Here is a 16,638-nt window from a genome sequence, read left to right on the forward strand (position 1 = left end):
CGTTGTCAAGCATTTTGCCTTGACCGTCAACCATCTTTTGACTTGATAGGGTCACACGCGTGTAGTGCAGTACGTGGTTACTTGCCACTGATTGCAAAAAGGCGTGACGACCGTCATTGGTCAAGACGGCTTTAGGCCAAAATTTAGGCTTGAACCCTGTAGGCTTGTCTTGTTCGTCTGCCATAATTTGGCTCCTTTCTGTGTGCATAAAAAACTACTCAGTCTTAATCGATTGAGTAGTTGTGTGATTTTCTTACTGCCCGTTTGTCCAAAGGGCTTCTGACTTGGTCACCTCAGTGGACCGGATACGACCGATCAAACTGATACGTGGCGCAAATGCCGACTTGGCAGACCATCCAGTCCACCAAACCAGCCCGGACTCTTGCTTATCGGTGGTCTTGTCTTGATTGCCTACGCCCACATATAGCGGCAACTCTGCCCGTGTGAAAAATACGATTCCATCAAGCCAGTAGCCTAGTGCTAACATGTGCTGCAAGTTTTCAAGCAGAAACTTTTCAACCGGCCAGCGCTGCACGTAATCCCACGGTATTTGAATACCAATGTGGCGCGGTGGGCCGGTCTTCCAGATTTTAAAGCCACCGTTGTGTTCTATGGCGTAACTTGTAATCTTGATAATTGACGGGATTGTACCTTGTGCCCGACTAGCTAGCTTCATAAGCCTAATCATGAACTTGTAAAGCTCGTCGTCGTCGCTCGGACGGTACGTCTCGATGTCGTGACCTATGAGGTCTAGTGTCTTGCCCTTAGCGTCGTTAATTCCACGCCAGCGCATAACCTTATATCCTTGGTCACTTATCCGCTCTAGCGGTTTATTAAAGATGTCGACCAAGTTATAGAAGTTAGACCCGGGACGCTTACGCCAGTACTCGGATACCTCCGCCATTAATTGCGGGGTTGTCTCATAGGCCATAGATATTCACCTCGATGTCGTCATCGCTTGTGGTCGGGTCTTCATACTCTTTTGTAAGAATATCCTTGTCTAAGAGTTGATCTTTGACCGTACCGATGGCTATTTGACAATCTTCCACGCCATCAATGTGGTAAACCTCGGGATAGAGTCGCGTTAAATGCACGGCCTTACCCATTTTTAAATTATTGATTTTTTCACGAATGGCGTCCTTGACTTGCTGTACGCCCGTATCCTCATTCCAGCGCTCGTTGGTTGTGAGGTTAACTTTGACATATACCTGCTTGTCAACCGCATGGTCAAAATAAATCGCACGTTTATTGCCGGTTGCGTCGGTCACCTTTAGCATGGTCTTACCCACAAGAGCGATGCCGGCGGCAATGTGGTTAACCAAGCAATTGGCGATATCTTCATCGCGACCGCCCAAAACAAAAACGTGGACTGAGTACGGTGGGTTACCGTATTTGTCCACGTCTGCGTCTGGGTTTTCAATAGGATTAACGTCACGCACGCCCGGCAGGTTCATGAGTGCCGATTTAATACCGGCAGCCGTGGGACCCGGACGGTGTGCGTTTTCCAGGATTAAACGCGCTCTGTATGCTGGGTCCTCTTCGTAGTCCTGTCCGTCCTCTGCCTTTTTCGGGTTAGTAACGGATAAGATATTTTCGTCGGGGTTTGATACTAGCGTGATTGTATTAGCGTCCACGTTGTTGTATACACCCTTTTCGTCACTTTCAACTTCACCAATGCCCGTCCAGTTGCCGTCGCTGTCCTGCGACGTGATCACGTCGCCAGTTAAGGTAAAGGTCACACCGTCGGGAGTTTCAAAGCCTTCACCCTCTTCAATGAGGTACTCGCCATCTGTTTGGATAACGATATCTGCGTGCGAGTGTCTAGCCACCTTGCGGGGTAAGTCGATGTTAGCGCCTAGCCGGTCGAGCGAGCTATCCGTAGCAGTTGAAATAAACGCGCTGAAATAGTCTCGCTCTAATTCCTTAATTAACAGGTACTCACGCCACGCAATAATACGCGCGATAATACCCGCATTTGAGTTACTGGTAAGCACTAAGTCCTCGCCCCACCGGTCGACGAAGTCGCTCTCGACACTGTCGAGCAGCTCGTCGTAAGATGGTGCGCTAAAACCACGACTAGTTAAACCAAAGTTAATCGCCAAGTTCAAAGCCTCCTTCCGCTGTTTCTGTGTTGCCGTCTAAATTGACGGTTGCTTTAAAATGCACGGCTAGACCACGTTCGGGCAGCTTTTCAAATTCAATGCTGTCGAGCGTTTCAACTTCCGGCACGTTTGCTTCGATCGTTGCTCGCATATCTGCACGGGCTAAGTCGGGATTAAAGTTCTTGCCGATAAAGTTGCTATAGTCTGAACCTTGTTCGGGTGCCAAGTTCGGCATCTCGCCGTATCTGATCAGTAGCGTCGCACGTATGCGTTGTGCTACCTCATCGACGCCGTCGATCATGGCAAAGTCGTGTGTATTTTTATCGATGATCAGATCACCGTTAAAAGTGATTGCAAAGTCTTTAGCCATTAATCGCATCACCACCTAACACACCGATTACGACCGCGTCATTGATGTCGTGTAGCCTGTTTGTTTCAGGTGTAAACGTATCAACCGAGCGACCGCCGCTCCAATTGTCGTTGTCACGATCTAAGATAACCGCCACAACCGGAACGCCGGCACGCATAAACGGTTTCTTACGATAATGCGGAACAAAGTTTGAATGATCGTGTGCGGGTATCTTTGAGTTGGTGTCGGTTGCCTGGTAGTCAGGCTTGAATCGCTCCAATATTTCGTCGATAATGTAGCAATTTTCAGCCACAGGCACGTCTAAGAGCTGTGCTTGTTCTGTACCATCTGAGAAGTTGACTAGCGGTTGTATATCTGCTAAATGCTTCTTTTTATCGTACTTAATAACTTTGGCAATAAATGCTGAACGCATCTCGCTTTGAATGCCAAATTTTAGTTTGCGCATACCTTTAAACCATGCCTTGCGTTCTTCGTTCTGTGATTGACTCATCTAGCCCACCTCCTTATATCGCACTTAAACTGCACTGCGTTTGCGGGTTCTCGCCGTCAAACGTGTGCTGTCCGCTTTTTACGTAGTACTTACCTTTGAGATATTTCGATTCCATTAAGATCCCGACGTTGGTCGTGATATCCGGCACGAGCGGGATAGTGATTTCCCATGTGCCGCCGTCCTCGTCGTCACTGCCGTCTTCGTTGTAAGATGGCGGCTGGACAAGGTCTTGGTCGTCGATTCCGTACCACGTACGCTTATTTGATTTAGGGTTAACAATTTCAAGCTTGCCACCGATATAAACCATCTTTGACTTGGTTTTAGGAACAAGCTTTTTAAGCAAGGTCAACGGCTTCCCGTGGGCGGTGTACGGACGTTTCATTTTTGGGTTTTCTGCTAAGTCAATACTGGTTATCTTGATACCAGCTTGGCTTGCAATACCCTTGATAATCGTCTTGTAATCAGTACCTTTGCGAAAAGTCTTGTTTGCTCGCACGGTCTTAGTGCCGCGATACTTTACACGGTGCTTTACCTCATGCTTTTGTCCCTTTTTCTTGCCTGTCTTATATGTCTCGGTCTTAGTAATATGCTTATACTTGTTAACCGCTTTTTTCTTCGTAACTTTGAGCTTACGAGCCTGGATATTGTTGTAATCGGTGCCTTCCGTAAAGGTGATTACAAGCGTATCCGTGACCCCGTCGGACTGGTTAACGTCAATCTTTGTGATATAACCCTCGGCTAAGATTTTTTTGTCTTTGCCCCAGTTAAAAGCCACATAACAATGCTGCTTCTTTTGATAAAACTCGCGGTGTTCCTTACTCATGTTGTATAAGGTCACCGTGTTTTGTTGTGGGCTGGCGATATCCGCAAAATTAACTTCAAAGCCAAACGGATAGTCATGTTCATAGCGTTCGTTGTTATAAACAGTTTGTGTTTCGCCGGCATCGTTAGTCGCAACAAACCAGGCGTGCGGGTCCTTAGTAGTAATAGCCATTAATAAGAGACCTCCTCGTCGGTTGTGTCGTCGTCGGGTTCGTCCGGATCGTATCCGAGCGGCTTACGTGATGGGTCAACATCTTCCGAGCCGTTGGGGTCGATCACATCAAGATAAATCTTGACGTTGTCGCCAAACTCGCCCTTTCCTTGACTAACTGCATTGCCCGTTTCGTCCATGACTCGCAAGTCAACGGCCGGCAGCCGGTCATCTGGTATATCAATACCCACGAGTTGATTGAGAATTAGCGGTTCCTGCTCTAATAGCACCTCGCCGTCAAGAATGATCGTACAGGTGTAATAATCGGCTATAGGGTTATAGTCGAGACGCAATGTATAGTTAGTGCCCGCTAATTTGATGTCATATATATCCGGTAGGTTTTCGACATCCACCGGTAAATGCTGTCTCATACGGCCACCTCCTACTTAACTCTCAAAGGCTTGCCAGCTATGATAGTTGAGCTTTTCAGGTGGTTAACCTTTTTCAGCCAGCTAACCGACTTGCCATACTTTTGTGAGTATTTCCAAAGCGTGTCGCCCCGTCTAATCGTGACTTTCGTATACTTCTTGCTGCGCTTTCCGGCCACTGTCTTGTGAGACTTTGAAGCCTTCTTATGCGTCTTCTTACCGCTGGAAGTCGTGATCTGAGCGGCACGTACGAAGGTGAAAGTAATCGATACTTGCATAGTGTTCTTATAGCCGGTAAATTGCCGGTTTAATTGACTGATTAGCAAGTGTTTGTAGTAGATATCACCTTTAAAAGTCAGCTCGCGGTGACTGCTGTGCCATCCGCGTAATTTGACCCACTTATCATGCGCTGTACCCGCATCCGTATCACTCAATAGACCGTCAATTTCTACTGTCTTGCTTGATACGCGGGCATAGCTTGACCGTGGTGCGCCCTTGTCGACTGGCCACGACGTGATATTTGAACTATTACTTTCGCTTTCGGTATTTACTGGTGCAAAAAAGACCACATTAGCAGCCCCGCCAGCTCCGCCGGTTGGGTAAATTGCCATGTGGCCTTCGTTGTTCCATTGTTTGTTGTGTTCAGTGATCGCGCTCGCGATCTTGGCCTCGTTGGCCTTATCCTGCTTAGCGGTCACCTTTTTGAGCTTAGCTTTCGCGCTGTCTCTCTTATCCTTAGCACGATTGCGCTTCTTTTTGCTGGAAGCTGCTCGCTTCTTCCAGTCCTTGTATTTCTTTTCGGCCTTGTTTAAGGCCGCTTTTTTAGTTTTCTTGTTACTTTTTAGTTTTTTAAATGCTTTCAGAGCCTTGTCTGTGGACTTGTTAACCGAGTTATAAGCTTTGTTGGCCTTTTTATAAGCTGTTTCTGCCTTGTTGTAGGCCTTCTTAGCTTTGGTTACGGCGTTTTCCGATTTGGGCTGGACGATTTTCCAGTTGTCCTTCACACGGGAGCGCCCCTTGACCGTCCACACTTCGGGCTTCTTGTGCTTTTTAGGCATAATCTAACCTTCTTTCTAGTAAACGGTTGGGTCGCCGCCGAACTCGTCGCCGATGTTTTCAAGCACCGTAGCAAGCTCACGTTTAACGATTTGTGCCACCTTGTTAGCGTCCTTTTCGCTAGAAATAGGCCCGTTAATATTGATATTGATTGGCGGCAATTGTGGTTTACCGCTGCCGCCCTTATGCACCTTTGGCGGTTTGATCAAGTCGCCCAACTCAGCAAACTTACGCTTGGTTTGTTCGTGGGTGTCGACCTTGACTGGACCGTCGGCGGTGATCAGTTCGGGACCTTGTTCGCCAGCAATAAACGGTGTATGTGCCTTAGGCTTGCCACCCTTAGCGTACCCATGGCCTTGGCCAAGGTAGTAGAGCGACTGGCCATAACGGTGTTTGGCGTAGTTTAAACCAGCCAGCATGTTGTCGTAGCCGTTCCAAATGTTGCCATGGCCTTTCAGCTTATACGCGTTAAACGTTGGCGGCTTAACTTGCATTAAACCTTCGGCGTGTCCGTCGCTTAAACCATCGGTACCACCCATCGCTTTAGGGTTACCGCTTGATTCCGTTGCGATTTGTGCGAGAACGCGGCTAACCATACTTGGCGAGGTTGACAAATTCAAGACGCCGAGGGCTTTCTTTACCAATGGCTTCCAGCGTTGTACACCGTCACCGGCAGGGTTACCAAATGAGCCGCCGGCAGTATCGCCGAGGTTGTCCTTTATCCATTTCAAAGCAGACGGACCAAGCTCACGCTTAGCAAGTGCGGTTAACCGACTGTCAGGTCTCTTAGCCTTCTTTGCGGCTGCCTTTGGGGCTTTCAAGCCCTTGACGCGCCCAAACATCGGCGCACCTTCATTGCGTACAGACGCTAAGGTGTTCATATGAATACCTTGTGCTGGTGACTGTGCAGAGAAGTATTTATTACCGCCAGCATAAACACCGACGTGTTCACTACCACCTGCACCCCAGAAAACAAGGTCGCCCATACGCGCCTCGCTCTTTGAGATATGTTGCGTACGTGAGTATTGAGAACCGGAAAAGTGTGGGTAATCAATGCCAAAGTCGTGTTCTAGGGTGTACTTAACAAGTCCGGAACAATCAAACGTGTTCGGACCTTCCGCACCCCATACATATCTATGGCCTTCACCGTTCTTTTCTACGGCTTTCAGCAAGCCGGATGCTTTACCAGTAGCTCCGCCACCATCGTTAATAGCGTTGTTGATAACGGACCACATAGCACCACTCCATGGGTTACCGTAGTGCGTAGACGCGTTCTTTGCGAGTGATTCTGCACCCTCTTTTAAGTCTGCGCCGGCAGGCTTAATGAATTTCGAGTACATCTCCGCAAAGCTCTTAGCAGGGTTATTGCCCGCTCTCTCAGCGATCTTTTTAAGTTGGTTGTGACCAATGCCGGAACCCTTGGCGAAGTGTGTTAAGCCCGCTTGCTGGGCTTGAGTGCCGTTAAGGACGCCCCAACCCTTCGGGATAACCATACGGACGTTGCGACCTTGTGGCATGAAGACTTCGTTCTTGTCAGATATGAGGGCTTCTTGTCGTGGGCCTGTCGTCGCATCGTTAACCATCGCATAAGTGCTTTGAGTTAACCGGCCGTTGGCGTCGGTACCCTTAGCAAACTTGACAGGCTTAATCACACTCGTGTTACCGCCAAATTGGCCTAATACCTTGTCAATGCCACGGATACCGCCGTTAATCTGTCCGATGGTGTCACTCATTGCGCTATGCGCGTACTTGGTCATGTGGTCTAGCTCTTTGCCAAACCCCTTTGCAGTCGTACCGGCAAGACTGATTACACCGTCGTGCATTGCGTCCATTTGCTTGTGGACGCCCTTACGCATACTTGTGTACTTGCTAATTGCTGCTTTTCGGGTCTTCTCAGCTTGCTTAGTGGTGTGGCTTGTAATTCCACTCCACGTCTGCTTACTCTTCTTAGACAAAGAATTTAGTTGACTAGTGGACGTCTTATTAATCTTCTTGTAATCGCGTGAGACGTTCTTAGTTGTTTTAGCAAGACCTGTGTTGCCGTTTGCGTAACCCTTAAGGACTAAGCCACGGCCAAGCCCGCCAGTCATAACTTTGTGCGTATCACGTGCGTTTAAGATTTTTTCGCCCGCGTGAACCTTGGCAAATTGTGGGCCGTTTGCACCTAATAGCCGTACGTGGTTAGCGTATGGCTTGTATGCAAGTTCGGGGCCTGCTTCACCAACTAATGCACCGTGAGTGCTAGTCATCAAGCCGCCACGAGCATGGGCTTTAGCACGCTTGCTGCCACCCTTGCTACCGTGGCCACCCGTGAAGAAGTCGGCTACTTTGCCCGAAATATCTCCGATTGGTTTTGCGATGTGATCATGGAACCAATCAGAGAGCGGCGCAAATTTCTTTCGGAAGTATCCGGTTAAACCATCGATCCACTTGTGGAAGCCTTTATTATACTTGTAAAGTAGTCCAAAGCCTGTCGCAAACGGGTGTAATAGGAAGCTACCGACAACTTGCCAATGCTTCTTAAACCAATTAATTGTTTTGCCAACGCTTGACGTAAAACCGTTCCACATTGAGTGAGCAGACCATCCAAGGTTAGCCAGTGACCAGAATTTCTTTGGCGGTTTCTTACGTTGCCAACCCTTTGTAAATTTGTTGACAGCAGAACCGCCCCATTTGCCGACGATTCCACCAATCTTAGCGCCTAATGCGGCACCCAGTGGACCGCCGAACCATAAACCGATACCGCCACCAAGTGCCGACCCTATCGACTTACCAATTGCTTTAGAGCGTTTAGTAGCCGAGTGCCGGTTCTTGACCGCATCAATCAGACTTGCACCTGCGTCAACTGCTACGCCAGCAGCAGCTAAGCCAGTGCCCCATTTACCAGCTGTTGATAAGTTTTTAAAGCCCTTAGCAGAGTGGGCGGACTGTAACAAGCCACTAAGCTTGCCAGCGCCACCCTTAGCGCTAAATAGGCCCTTACCAAACTTTTTAAGGTTGCTAAGTGACTTAAAGTTCTTGGCAAAGTCCTTAACACTACCGGCAGCTTTACGAGCATTGGAACCGATATTAAAGAAGGTCTTTTCGATATCGCCCATCTTTGAGAGCTTGGCAGCGTCGTTAACTCCTTTGAGTCCACGAGCTAAGCCACGAACACGCAAAAATGCTTTATAGCTGCCTTTGGCAAGTCCGATAAATGGCGTACTTGTCTGCTTGAATAGCTTAGCGGCACTGATAGCGACAATAATGTCGGATACCTTCTTTAAAGCACTCTTGTTTTTCGCAATGTTGTTTAACATCTCTGCGATTGCGTGCAGGCTACCGCCGTTCTTGTCGGCATTTTTACCGATCAGTCCGAGCGATTTACCTATGTTAATTGCAATTGCTGAAAAGTCCTTCCACACGCCACGAGCGATTGTACCCGTGATTGAGAATAGGCTCTTGCCAATGTCCTTAATATCCTTGCCATGCTTGGATAGGTAGTTGAATAGCTGCCCTAGTCCGTGATTTAGCTTGTCGATACCCTTATTTAAGATATCCGTCAAGGTCACGGTCTTGTTTTGACCAGCTCTATAGCTCTTCTCTGCCTTGACTAGTCCTTGGTAGTACGACAGTTGCTTTTTAAGATGCTCATTGCCAACGCCTGCCAATGTGCCCGGCTTTGATGACTTATTGCCATTCATAACCGGTTCTAAGACTGAATGCGGTAGTTTCCTGTTAAGAATGGAAATGCTATTTCGCTCTGATTTCGGCAACTCTCGCATGACCTTTTGAAGCTGGTTTTTCGGCAACTGTCCGCTATAAGCATTAGCAGCCAAGAACCTATCCATTTGCGCACGCTTAGCACGTGTTAATGGCTTCGGCCTTTTCTGCCCGACCGTGAAGGTATGGGTCATAACACGGTTGAAGCCGGTTGAAACCGTCTTACCTAGCCGTCCAAACGCTTTTTCGGTCTCTTTTGATGTAGCCCAGTCGCTCACCTGCTTAATAAGCGGGTTTTCCATCTTAGTGAATGGCTCGTCAAATGCAGAAACCAACCTTGGCACTTGTGATTTGACCGTCCGAATCATGCCCGGAATGGTCTTAGTGAAGTTGTCGGTTGCGTTCTTGTATTTGTTGCTCATCCGCTCCAAGGTGTCAATTGCCATCTTTGAGCTAATCTTGCCGGCCGACATGAGCTTATTAAACTGCTTCATTGTCAGCTTACTATTATGCGTTTGTTGTTGCTCGGTCTTTAACAATTCCAAGCGGTATTCTGGGAAGACGTTAACGAATGAGAGCATGTCCTGTGCGGACACTTTCTGGTTCGCCATCATCTGCGAGAACTGAGTTGCGAAGTTTTCCACTTCGGGGTCAGTCTTACCAAAGGCATCCTGCAAAGTAAGGATAGACTTGGTTAACTTGGCGGTTTGTTCCGGCGATTTGTTAATCGCATAGAATTTTTGACTCAGTGTGTCGACCATGTGGGTGTCATTCTGAGCCGCTGCCGCCATGTTGTCGATTTGCTCGACCATGGCCTTCCCTTTGTTTGCGTGTCCAGTAAGAGTTAACCAAGTGGCGTCCATGGTCTGTTGCTGAATGTTGTATTCATGAGCTGACCGTATCATGCCACCAAGGTGATTTCTTACAATATTAAAGCCACTGGTTACGGCGTTTGTCGCGATATTTGCGGCAAACATTGATTTAAAAAGCGAGTGAGTCTTTTCTGCTTCGGTGTTAGTTGCTGTGAGCTTCGATCTAACCTTGTCCATAAAGGTGGGGTTAGACCTGCGCATTTCATCGTTAAGACTATTGATACTTGATTTAAAGCGGTTAATTTCAGTCGCATTTTTGTTAACTAGAATTTGCTGCGCTCTATATTCTTCGCTAGTCTTGCCGGATGTTTCAGCAATTTTATTTAAGCTTTGCTCTAGCTTTTCTTGTTGATTAGTGAGTGTTTTGACAGCACTCCGATAGGCTTCGACCTGCGCTTTGTTGGCTTGGTAGGTCTTACCCTCCGACTGCAATCTCTGGATATATGAAGCGGTAACAGTACTTACGTGGTTGATTTCTTCCGGCAGGTGTGGGGGTATTTTCCAGTCCTGTCCGAGTGCCTTGACCTTTTCAAACCGTTTGTAAAGCGTGTTAACTGCCGCCGTGGCTTCGTTAACCTGCTTATAATCGGCTTTAAGATTAAGGCTTAGCCCTTCGTGCGTATCTGTCATTATTTACCACTCCTTTCTTTGAAATTTCGGCAAAATAAAAAACACCAGCTTTACTTTGCCGATGTCTCACCTCACTTATTTATCTTTAGTACCCCAAACGCCCATATTGGTGGCGTTGGCGTCAATATTTACTTGTTGTTTAATGTTCCTGTTTACGATCTCGGCTAATACAGTTAGCGAGTCGTAGGTGGCGTGGTCCACTAATTCTAGCGGGACACCATGAAGCACGAGCCATACAGGTAACTCTAATGCGTTTACCCTTGCGTCAAATTGACTCTTATTTAAGGTCGCCGTTGATTCCTGCTTCAAGAAAAGACAAAGTTTGATCGAAAACTTCGGCAAGGCCCACATGGTTATTCCAAAAGTCAAGTGAACTAATTTTGGGACTAACAATAACGTCCTTGATTACTTCTTCCATGAAAAGACTTACTGCAATTGTCTTATAAGCATTTGCACCGCTCGCGATGTCTTCGATTTGCATAGCACGAGCAACGCCCGGATAACGCAATGTCAAAGAATAACCGTGATCAGTGCCTTCACCGATCTTGATTACTTTGGTCTTGCCGAGCATGTTTTCGATTGTTGAAGACTTAGCGCTCTTAGCGTTTTCGGTTTGTTGCTTATGAGCTGCAAGGGCCTTCTTGGCGTTTTCATCTTCATTTAAAATTTCTGGTTTGTTATTATTTTCTGCCATAATTAAGTTCTCCTTTTTTAAGATCGACCATAGTAGGCCTTGACGAAATTAGTGATTAATTAGGACACCAATGGGGTGTCGTCCATGTTGATGGCCTTAATGACCCATGCACGGTTTGAAGCGGTTGCTGCACCTTGGATGTCCGGCTTCTTTTGGATGTAGCAGTGTACGGCGTGGATATGGTTAGTAGTTGTAACAATGTCCACTGGGAAGTTGTTGGTACTTGCTAGGTCATTCAAGAAGCTGTTAACTGGCGAACTTTCTGAAATATTAAGAGTGATAGTTGCGCCAGTCTTAGCGTTTTCAGAGGCAACACCAGTGCCTTGTGGGTCTTGTTGTATGGTAACGGTGTCGTTATCGTATGAAGCCGTGAACATAGTGTCTTCGCCGTAACCGAAAATTTGCTTACCATTGACCATTACAGTGGTATCGACGGCCTTATAAGTGGCCATCACACCGGTTTGCGCTGAGTTAAAATTTGCCATTTGCTAACCTCCTCTCTATTGCATGATCGTGTCACTGTCGACGATGCCGTTAACAGTGATGGTGTGAATAGCACCTTGGACGTGGTAGCGGAATGACAAACCACTGTAATGACGGTCGCTTAAATCTTGCATAGATTGCTCGCTCCGTGGGGTTGCGGTGATGGTGTAATCGGCCTTGCCATTGGTTTCGTTGGTGCGAATAATGCCGCGTTCGTGGGCTTCTTCCAGCACTTGCGTACCAGTGGCAAGAATCATGTTGATACCGCTTTGTTCATAAGGAATCTTGCCGTTGCTTTGAAGCAAGGTTTCGAGATCGCCTTCAAACTTGGTTTGTACCCATAAGACGCCGTGCAATACGTCGATGTATTCACCGGACATAACGCGGCCTTCACTGGTTTCGCCACGACCGAACACTTCCACGTAGGCTTGTGCGTGGGCGTTGTTAATGCCGGACAATTCTTGCGTGGTTAACTTAGATGGCGTGATGCCTTTAAGTTCTTTAAACTTCCACGTTACGGAACCAACTGGACGGGCAGCGATCGCACCGATAAAGGCGGCGTCCATTGCTTCGTCCATGCGGTGATAAAGTCCAATGGTGTAATTTTGACCATAGAAATTAGTAAACTTAGCTAAATCGTCGGTTTGGAGTACTAAGAAGTGATCTTTATTGATTTCAAAAATGTTAGATTCCTTAAGCACTACGTCGTCGAGAGCTGGGTCCACGTTGATTGCAAAAGTCCAATTGAAATACCAGAACGCCTTCAATGAGTCGTAAAGCTTGTTAGTGTCGTATTCCAAGACGGCTACTCTGTCTGAGTGGTGGTCTTGTGCAAAGTAAGCACTAGCCTTCTTATAAACTTCACTGTCTTCGTCGTAGTCACTAGCTACGGCATCAATGTTCTTGTATTCCCGATAGACAGCGCCGGTTGCTGGGTCGGTCTTGCGCAATAAGATACCGTGCATACGGTCTACGTTGCTCAATTCGTCGGGCAGCTTTGGCAACTTCGCACCGTCGTCGACGGGTTGAGCTGGTTGGCTGCCTTGGCCCTTTGGCGTTGTACCTTGTGCGTTACCACCTGCCAGTTGTGTAGGCTGGGTATTTTGCTTATGGTCGCCGGCTGGTTCTGCTGGTGCAGTTGGCCGGATGCCGTTTAAGATAAGCAAATTACCCAGGTCTACGACGGGCTTTGGGTGGATAACAGTCATGATCACGTTTACGTCGCTAATGCGGTCGTAAGGCGCGAAAATGGTTTTCGTATCTGCCATTACTTTTCCTCCTTAGATTTCCTAGGCACATCAAACGAGCCGTTTTTCGACCCGTAAGACATGCCGGTTGTTACTGTCTTAATGTCGGTAGTTGAGTAGTCAAACTTTAATTTGCTAAAGTCGTACTCTTGACCGCCATTAATCAAAAACGAGCAATCAAAGCCGTACCGGTAGTCGTAATAGCTGCCGAGAATTACGGTTCGATTGCTCGTATTTGTAATGTTTTGCGGCACAATTTGTGCCTGATTAAAAACACGCTGGTAGTTAACACTGCGCAGCGCACGGTAAAGCTTGCGCGATAGTTGTTGCGCTCGGTCGGGATCGCTGTCGTGTACATCAATTTGCATCGTACTTACGTACTGCTCATTGACACCTAGCCAGTCGGTTGTGGTGTCCTTACCAAGATCTATCCAGTTAAAGCTAAAGTAAGGATAGTCGGGCATTTCGTCGGTGTTTGCCATATTGACAAGTGGCCGGCCTGTTAAGTCCTCAATAACCTTGCCTAGTATTGACTGCACAAGAAAATGGTCGGACATCTTTGGAATGTAATTAGAGTCCATTAGGGTGTTCAGCGTCTCCTTTCAGCATATATATGCAAACGTCGGAGTAGCCTTGCCAATCGGACATATCGACGACCTTATACTTGCGGTTACCTTGTGATGGCACTTGGATGACAGTGTCAATCGCGTACTTACCACTCGAAAACCATAAGAGGTCGTATTCTTCTAAGTTCCCGCCATCAACATAACTGGATAATATCGCGCTAAATTGATTAGCGGGCACGACTGGTTCATGAACCTTGATCGGTTCGGGTGCTGTCGTACCCTCGACCGGTATCTTCCTACCGCCTAAATAGCGATAAGATGGCTTGCTCTTATCATGTGGGTAGACTGTCAAGTCCACGCCGAAACTATCCAGCATGGACTTGAAAGACATGTAGAAACTCATCTAGTCACCTCCCAGCGGTAATATCTGCCAAGTAATACGCTTTTGTAACTGTCCAGTGTCAACAAGTGGGTTATTAGCCCCGCGCTTGTTTTCAATGGTCAGTGGTGCGTTACCCGGCTTTGTCCAGCGCAGCATAACCTCGCGCATATCCTTCACGCCCTCTTTGCCGAGCTTTGCGAGTAATTGCTTGCCTGTGGCGTTGTCGTACATAATGGCTTCGACCCCTGCGCGCATTATCCGTTTGTACTTGCTGGAATAGTCCAGTCCAGTCTTACGAATAAAGGCACGTGCGGGTATATCGACTTTTCGAAGCAAGTAGAAATAGACCACAAGCTTCTTATTTTTGTTTACGCATGCAACGCGTTTACCCTTAGGCACAAACAAGTTGTACTTAGCGGCCACGTCCTTAGTTTTCACGCTTTTGCCAAATTCCTTAATGGCCTGCCGTGATGGCACCCACAAGAACTTGCCTTTTTTCGGGACGATATGCGCGCCGTACTCGTTGGCTCTTACCACAGTTAGCAGCAAGCTATCTTCTGCGCCGAAAAAGCCAATAACGACTTGATGGTGGCTGAGATAGTCCATTTCTTTGCTAATGTGGTCAAGAGTATGCGTAATATCCTCGAAGCTACTCAATGCTGAATCACTCCATAACGTGTTTGGCTCCCGTTGCCGTAAAGGTTATATAGCCATAGGTATAGCTGGCCCCACGGCGAACGTTGCCACAGTTTAAGCTTAGATACGTCGGCATAGGTACGCTTTAACACTGCGACTTGCTCGCTCGTGACGTTACCCTTACCGTCGCCTAGTGCTTGGTTAAGTGCGATTAGGTGCAAGGCTAAATACTCAGTGGCCATATCAAGCGCGTGGATAGGTACGCCGGCGTTGTTGTAAGCAACTTCCGGAAACCCGTCAGCAAGCGCGATTGGCTGCACCTGTGTGAGCAACGCGAGGAGCGTTTCGTCGGTCGTGTTTGCGGTAAGTTCGGGGCTTAGTGCCTTGATCTTATCGACTAGCGTACTTACGTCGCTCATGTTTACTTAACCTTCTTTGGGTCGTTAATGCCCTTTAATTGGACAAATGCGTGAGGGTAGTACATAACCAAGCCACCCATGCGTTCAACGTAAGGGATAGTAGTAGAGCCGTTGTGTACTTCTTGTTGCAATTGAGTTACTTGTTGAGCTACCGGAATCTTTACGATGTCTTCGCTATTCAAGAAGATATAACCCATGTCTTGCTTGTTGCCCTTAGCGCCAAAATATTGGTGTTCAAATTCAGGCACAACCTTGATTTGTGAGAACCAAGGTTTAATCATTTCAAGTACAGTCATTTGTGGATTGTATTGGTTAAATGGTGTGTCCAAAGCGTCAATAGATGCTTGTGGCAACGCTAAGATAGGCTTAGCAGTTGAATAGCCTGCCAAGTGGGTAATTTGTGACAAGGCAGCCTTGAACCAGTTTCTAATTTGCAGGTTCTTGTCAGTGTCTTCACCCAAGTCATCAAAAGCGACAGGTGCAGTTGCGGTTTGTACGCCCAACTTGTTAGCACTGTCAGTTAAGCCCCAAATGTTAAGAGCTGGATTTGATGAGTGGTTACCGTTGAAAATTAACTTGTTTTCGGCTTCCGCTAAGGCTCTACGAGCGCGGGCTGCCATTGGTGTAAGAATATCAACACCGGCTTGACGAGCTTCACCGATTTGTTGACGGGTGTAACGGATAGAAATGGCTAAATCAGTCAAGTTTGCACTGTATTCAGTCATGTTTTCGTCTACTACTGGGATATCAGTAGCACCTTCTACATAGGTAGATGCTTGTCCACTGGTTGTCATAACCTTGTATCTTACGGCTGGCGTCCATGCAGGCACTTGGAAGGTCTTAAACATTGTTAACGCGGTTAATTCTTGTGTCTTTGGTGTCTTTACGACGTTATCAACCCAAACGAGTTGTTCACGTGTAATGACGCCGTTATTTGCGCTTGTTGTCATTATTACTTGTTACCTCCTTGCTTGTTTGAGTCGGTATTAGTTGCACCTGCGTTGTTACCGCCAGTTGATGGGGTAGTGGTTGCTGGTGCAGTGTCTTGTTCGGTAGTGGTGTCTACGTCATTGCCATTAGGGAATGCGCTTGAACGTCCAGAACCAGTGACAACGTCGGTGTCGCTTTGTAGTGTGATACTTACGATTGCGGTCTTGCCTTTGTTTCCTTCAGTCAAAAAAACGCCGACGACCTTGTCGCCAGCGCCTGCTACCTTAAAGTTTCCGTTTTCGTCGACTGCTGCGTTTTCACGTGCATTTACATCGGCTGAGAGTGGGACAGCTACGTTTCCGTCACGTAGAATGCTGATCCATTCACCCTTGTAATAGTGGTCACTTGCCATGCTGTTAGCGTCTGGATACAAGTGATCGCCGTTGATATGTTGACGTCTTAAAGCCACGCCATAGATGTGTGACTTGTTAGCACGTACTACCAAACCGTCTTTAATGACAACTGCTTGGCCGTAATCGATGTCCCCACCTGCTTGTTCTGTAAAGGTCTTGTTAGTGAGAACGTCATTAGTTGCTGATTGACCGGCGCCTAAATCAGGTTCGCCGTATAATTGTCCGTCTGGAATAGCCATTTAATC

The 16,638-nt window shown here is 47.4% G+C and carries 17 protein-coding genes and 1 pseudogene; all 18 read right to left on the bottom strand.

What is annotated here, in order from left to right:
- Window positions 1-184, bottom strand: a pseudogene (locus EJK17_RS08965) (hypothetical protein); the annotation flags it as partial.
- Between the two features lie 69 nt (window positions 185-253).
- The gene (locus EJK17_RS08970) at window positions 254-931 is read right to left on the bottom strand and encodes a hypothetical protein (RefSeq protein ID WP_127796356.1); all 678 of its coding nucleotides are present in this window, start codon (window positions 929-931) and stop codon (window positions 254-256) included.
- Window positions 921-2,102, bottom strand: coding sequence for a baseplate J/gp47 family protein (locus EJK17_RS08975; protein WP_127796357.1), 1,182 nt, complete (start codon window positions 2,100-2,102; stop codon window positions 921-923). Before EJK17_RS08975 ends, EJK17_RS08970 begins: the two co-directional genes overlap by 11 nt.
- A complete protein-coding gene (locus tag EJK17_RS08980; protein WP_127796358.1) occupies window positions 2,092-2,472 on the bottom strand; it encodes a contractile injection system sheath initiator in 381 nt (126 codons plus the stop codon). The genes EJK17_RS08975 and EJK17_RS08980 overlap by 11 nt, the downstream gene beginning before the upstream one ends.
- On the bottom strand, window positions 2,465-2,962 hold the full coding sequence (locus tag EJK17_RS08985) for a hypothetical protein (RefSeq protein WP_127796359.1): 498 nt from the start codon (window positions 2,960-2,962) through the stop codon (window positions 2,465-2,467). The genes EJK17_RS08980 and EJK17_RS08985 overlap by 8 nt, the downstream gene beginning before the upstream one ends.
- 13 nt (window positions 2,963-2,975) lie before the next feature.
- Window positions 2,976-3,956: a hypothetical protein gene (locus tag EJK17_RS08990; RefSeq protein WP_127796360.1), complete on the bottom strand. Its 981-nt coding sequence runs from the start codon at window positions 3,954-3,956 to the stop codon at window positions 2,976-2,978.
- The gene (locus tag EJK17_RS08995; protein WP_127796361.1) at window positions 3,956-4,366 is read right to left on the bottom strand and encodes a phage baseplate plug family protein; all 411 of its coding nucleotides are present in this window, start codon (window positions 4,364-4,366) and stop codon (window positions 3,956-3,958) included. The genes EJK17_RS08990 and EJK17_RS08995 overlap by 1 nt, the downstream gene beginning before the upstream one ends.
- 11 nt (window positions 4,367-4,377) lie before the next feature.
- The gene (locus tag EJK17_RS09000; protein WP_127796362.1) at window positions 4,378-5,421 is read right to left on the bottom strand and encodes a LysM peptidoglycan-binding domain-containing protein; all 1,044 of its coding nucleotides are present in this window, start codon (window positions 5,419-5,421) and stop codon (window positions 4,378-4,380) included.
- Window positions 5,422-5,436: 15 nt separating this feature from the next.
- A complete protein-coding gene (locus tag EJK17_RS09005; protein ID WP_168180783.1) occupies window positions 5,437-10,425 on the bottom strand; it encodes an NlpC/P60 family protein in 4,989 nt (1,662 codons plus the stop codon).
- Between the two features lie 475 nt (window positions 10,426-10,900).
- Window positions 10,901-11,317 (bottom strand): hypothetical protein, encoded by a 417-nt coding sequence (locus tag EJK17_RS09010; RefSeq protein ID WP_103661437.1) that lies wholly within the window; start codon window positions 11,315-11,317, stop codon window positions 10,901-10,903.
- A 59-nt stretch (window positions 11,318-11,376) separates the two neighbouring features.
- Entirely contained in the window at window positions 11,377-11,802 is a 426-nt protein-coding gene (locus tag EJK17_RS09015) for a DUF3277 family protein (RefSeq protein WP_103661438.1), read from the bottom strand.
- A gap of 15 nt (window positions 11,803-11,817) precedes the next feature.
- Complete coding sequence (locus EJK17_RS09020) at window positions 11,818-13,068, bottom strand: DUF3383 family protein (RefSeq protein WP_127796364.1); 1,251 nt, start codon at window positions 13,066-13,068, stop codon at window positions 11,818-11,820.
- The gene (locus tag EJK17_RS09025; RefSeq protein ID WP_127796365.1) at window positions 13,068-13,628 is read right to left on the bottom strand and encodes a phage neck terminator protein; all 561 of its coding nucleotides are present in this window, start codon (window positions 13,626-13,628) and stop codon (window positions 13,068-13,070) included. The genes EJK17_RS09020 and EJK17_RS09025 overlap by 1 nt, the downstream gene beginning before the upstream one ends.
- Window positions 13,618-14,016 carry a hypothetical protein gene (locus tag EJK17_RS09030; RefSeq protein ID WP_103661441.1) on the bottom strand — a complete coding sequence of 133 codons (399 nt, stop codon included), beginning with the start codon at window positions 14,014-14,016 and terminating at the stop codon, window positions 13,618-13,620. The genes EJK17_RS09025 and EJK17_RS09030 overlap by 11 nt, the downstream gene beginning before the upstream one ends.
- A complete protein-coding gene (locus EJK17_RS09035; RefSeq protein WP_246011978.1) occupies window positions 14,017-14,652 on the bottom strand; it encodes a hypothetical protein in 636 nt (211 codons plus the stop codon).
- Window positions 14,649-15,050, bottom strand: a complete 402-nt coding sequence (locus EJK17_RS09040) for a DUF4054 domain-containing protein (RefSeq protein WP_127796366.1) — start codon at window positions 15,048-15,050, stop codon at window positions 14,649-14,651. The genes EJK17_RS09035 and EJK17_RS09040 overlap by 4 nt, the downstream gene beginning before the upstream one ends.
- A gap of 2 nt (window positions 15,051-15,052) precedes the next feature.
- Window positions 15,053-16,000, bottom strand: coding sequence for a major capsid family protein (locus tag EJK17_RS09045; protein ID WP_127796367.1), 948 nt, complete (start codon window positions 15,998-16,000; stop codon window positions 15,053-15,055).
- A 2-nt stretch (window positions 16,001-16,002) separates the two neighbouring features.
- Window positions 16,003-16,632: a structural cement protein Gp24 gene (locus EJK17_RS09050; RefSeq protein WP_127796368.1), complete on the bottom strand. Its 630-nt coding sequence runs from the start codon at window positions 16,630-16,632 to the stop codon at window positions 16,003-16,005.
- Window positions 16,633-16,638 lie beyond the last annotated feature (6 nt).

This window comes from Lactobacillus xujianguonis (assembly GCF_004009905.1).
GTDB lineage: Bacteria > Bacillota > Bacilli > Lactobacillales > Lactobacillaceae > Lactobacillus > Lactobacillus xujianguonis.

What these genes read in the sequence shown, in the direction of transcription:
- EJK17_RS09010 (WP_103661437.1), bottom strand. Translation starts at nt 11,317, where the DNA reads ATGGCAGAAAATAATAACAAACCAGAAATTTTAAATGAAGATGAAAAC.
- EJK17_RS09050 (WP_127796368.1), bottom strand. Translation starts at nt 16,632, where the DNA reads ATGGCTATTCCAGACGGACAATTATACGGCGAACCTGATTTAGGCGCC.
- EJK17_RS08995 (WP_127796361.1), bottom strand. Translation starts at nt 4,366, where the DNA reads ATGAGACAGCATTTACCGGTGGATGTCGAAAACCTACCGGATATATAT.
- EJK17_RS09015 (WP_103661438.1), bottom strand. Translation starts at nt 11,802, where the DNA reads ATGGCAAATTTTAACTCAGCGCAAACCGGTGTGATGGCCACTTATAAG.
- EJK17_RS09045 (WP_127796367.1), bottom strand. Translation starts at nt 16,000, where the DNA reads ATGACAACAAGCGCAAATAACGGCGTCATTACACGTGAACAACTCGTT.
- EJK17_RS09025 (WP_127796365.1), bottom strand. Translation starts at nt 13,628, where the DNA reads ATGGACTCTAATTACATTCCAAAGATGTCCGACCATTTTCTTGTGCAG.
- EJK17_RS08970 (WP_127796356.1), bottom strand. Translation starts at nt 931, where the DNA reads ATGGCCTATGAGACAACCCCGCAATTAATGGCGGAGGTATCCGAGTAC.
- EJK17_RS09040 (WP_127796366.1), bottom strand. Translation starts at nt 15,050, where the DNA reads ATGAGCGACGTAAGTACGCTAGTCGATAAGATCAAGGCACTAAGCCCC.
- EJK17_RS09020 (WP_127796364.1), bottom strand. Translation starts at nt 13,068, where the DNA reads ATGGCAGATACGAAAACCATTTTCGCGCCTTACGACCGCATTAGCGAC.
- EJK17_RS08990 (WP_127796360.1), bottom strand. Translation starts at nt 3,956, where the DNA reads ATGGCTATTACTACTAAGGACCCGCACGCCTGGTTTGTTGCGACTAAC.
- EJK17_RS09000 (WP_127796362.1), bottom strand. Translation starts at nt 5,421, where the DNA reads ATGCCTAAAAAGCACAAGAAGCCCGAAGTGTGGACGGTCAAGGGGCGC.
- EJK17_RS08985 (WP_127796359.1), bottom strand. Translation starts at nt 2,962, where the DNA reads ATGAGTCAATCACAGAACGAAGAACGCAAGGCATGGTTTAAAGGTATG.
- EJK17_RS08980 (WP_127796358.1), bottom strand. Translation starts at nt 2,472, where the DNA reads ATGGCTAAAGACTTTGCAATCACTTTTAACGGTGATCTGATCATCGAT.
- EJK17_RS09030 (WP_103661441.1), bottom strand. Translation starts at nt 14,016, where the DNA reads ATGAGTTTCTACATGTCTTTCAAGTCCATGCTGGATAGTTTCGGCGTG.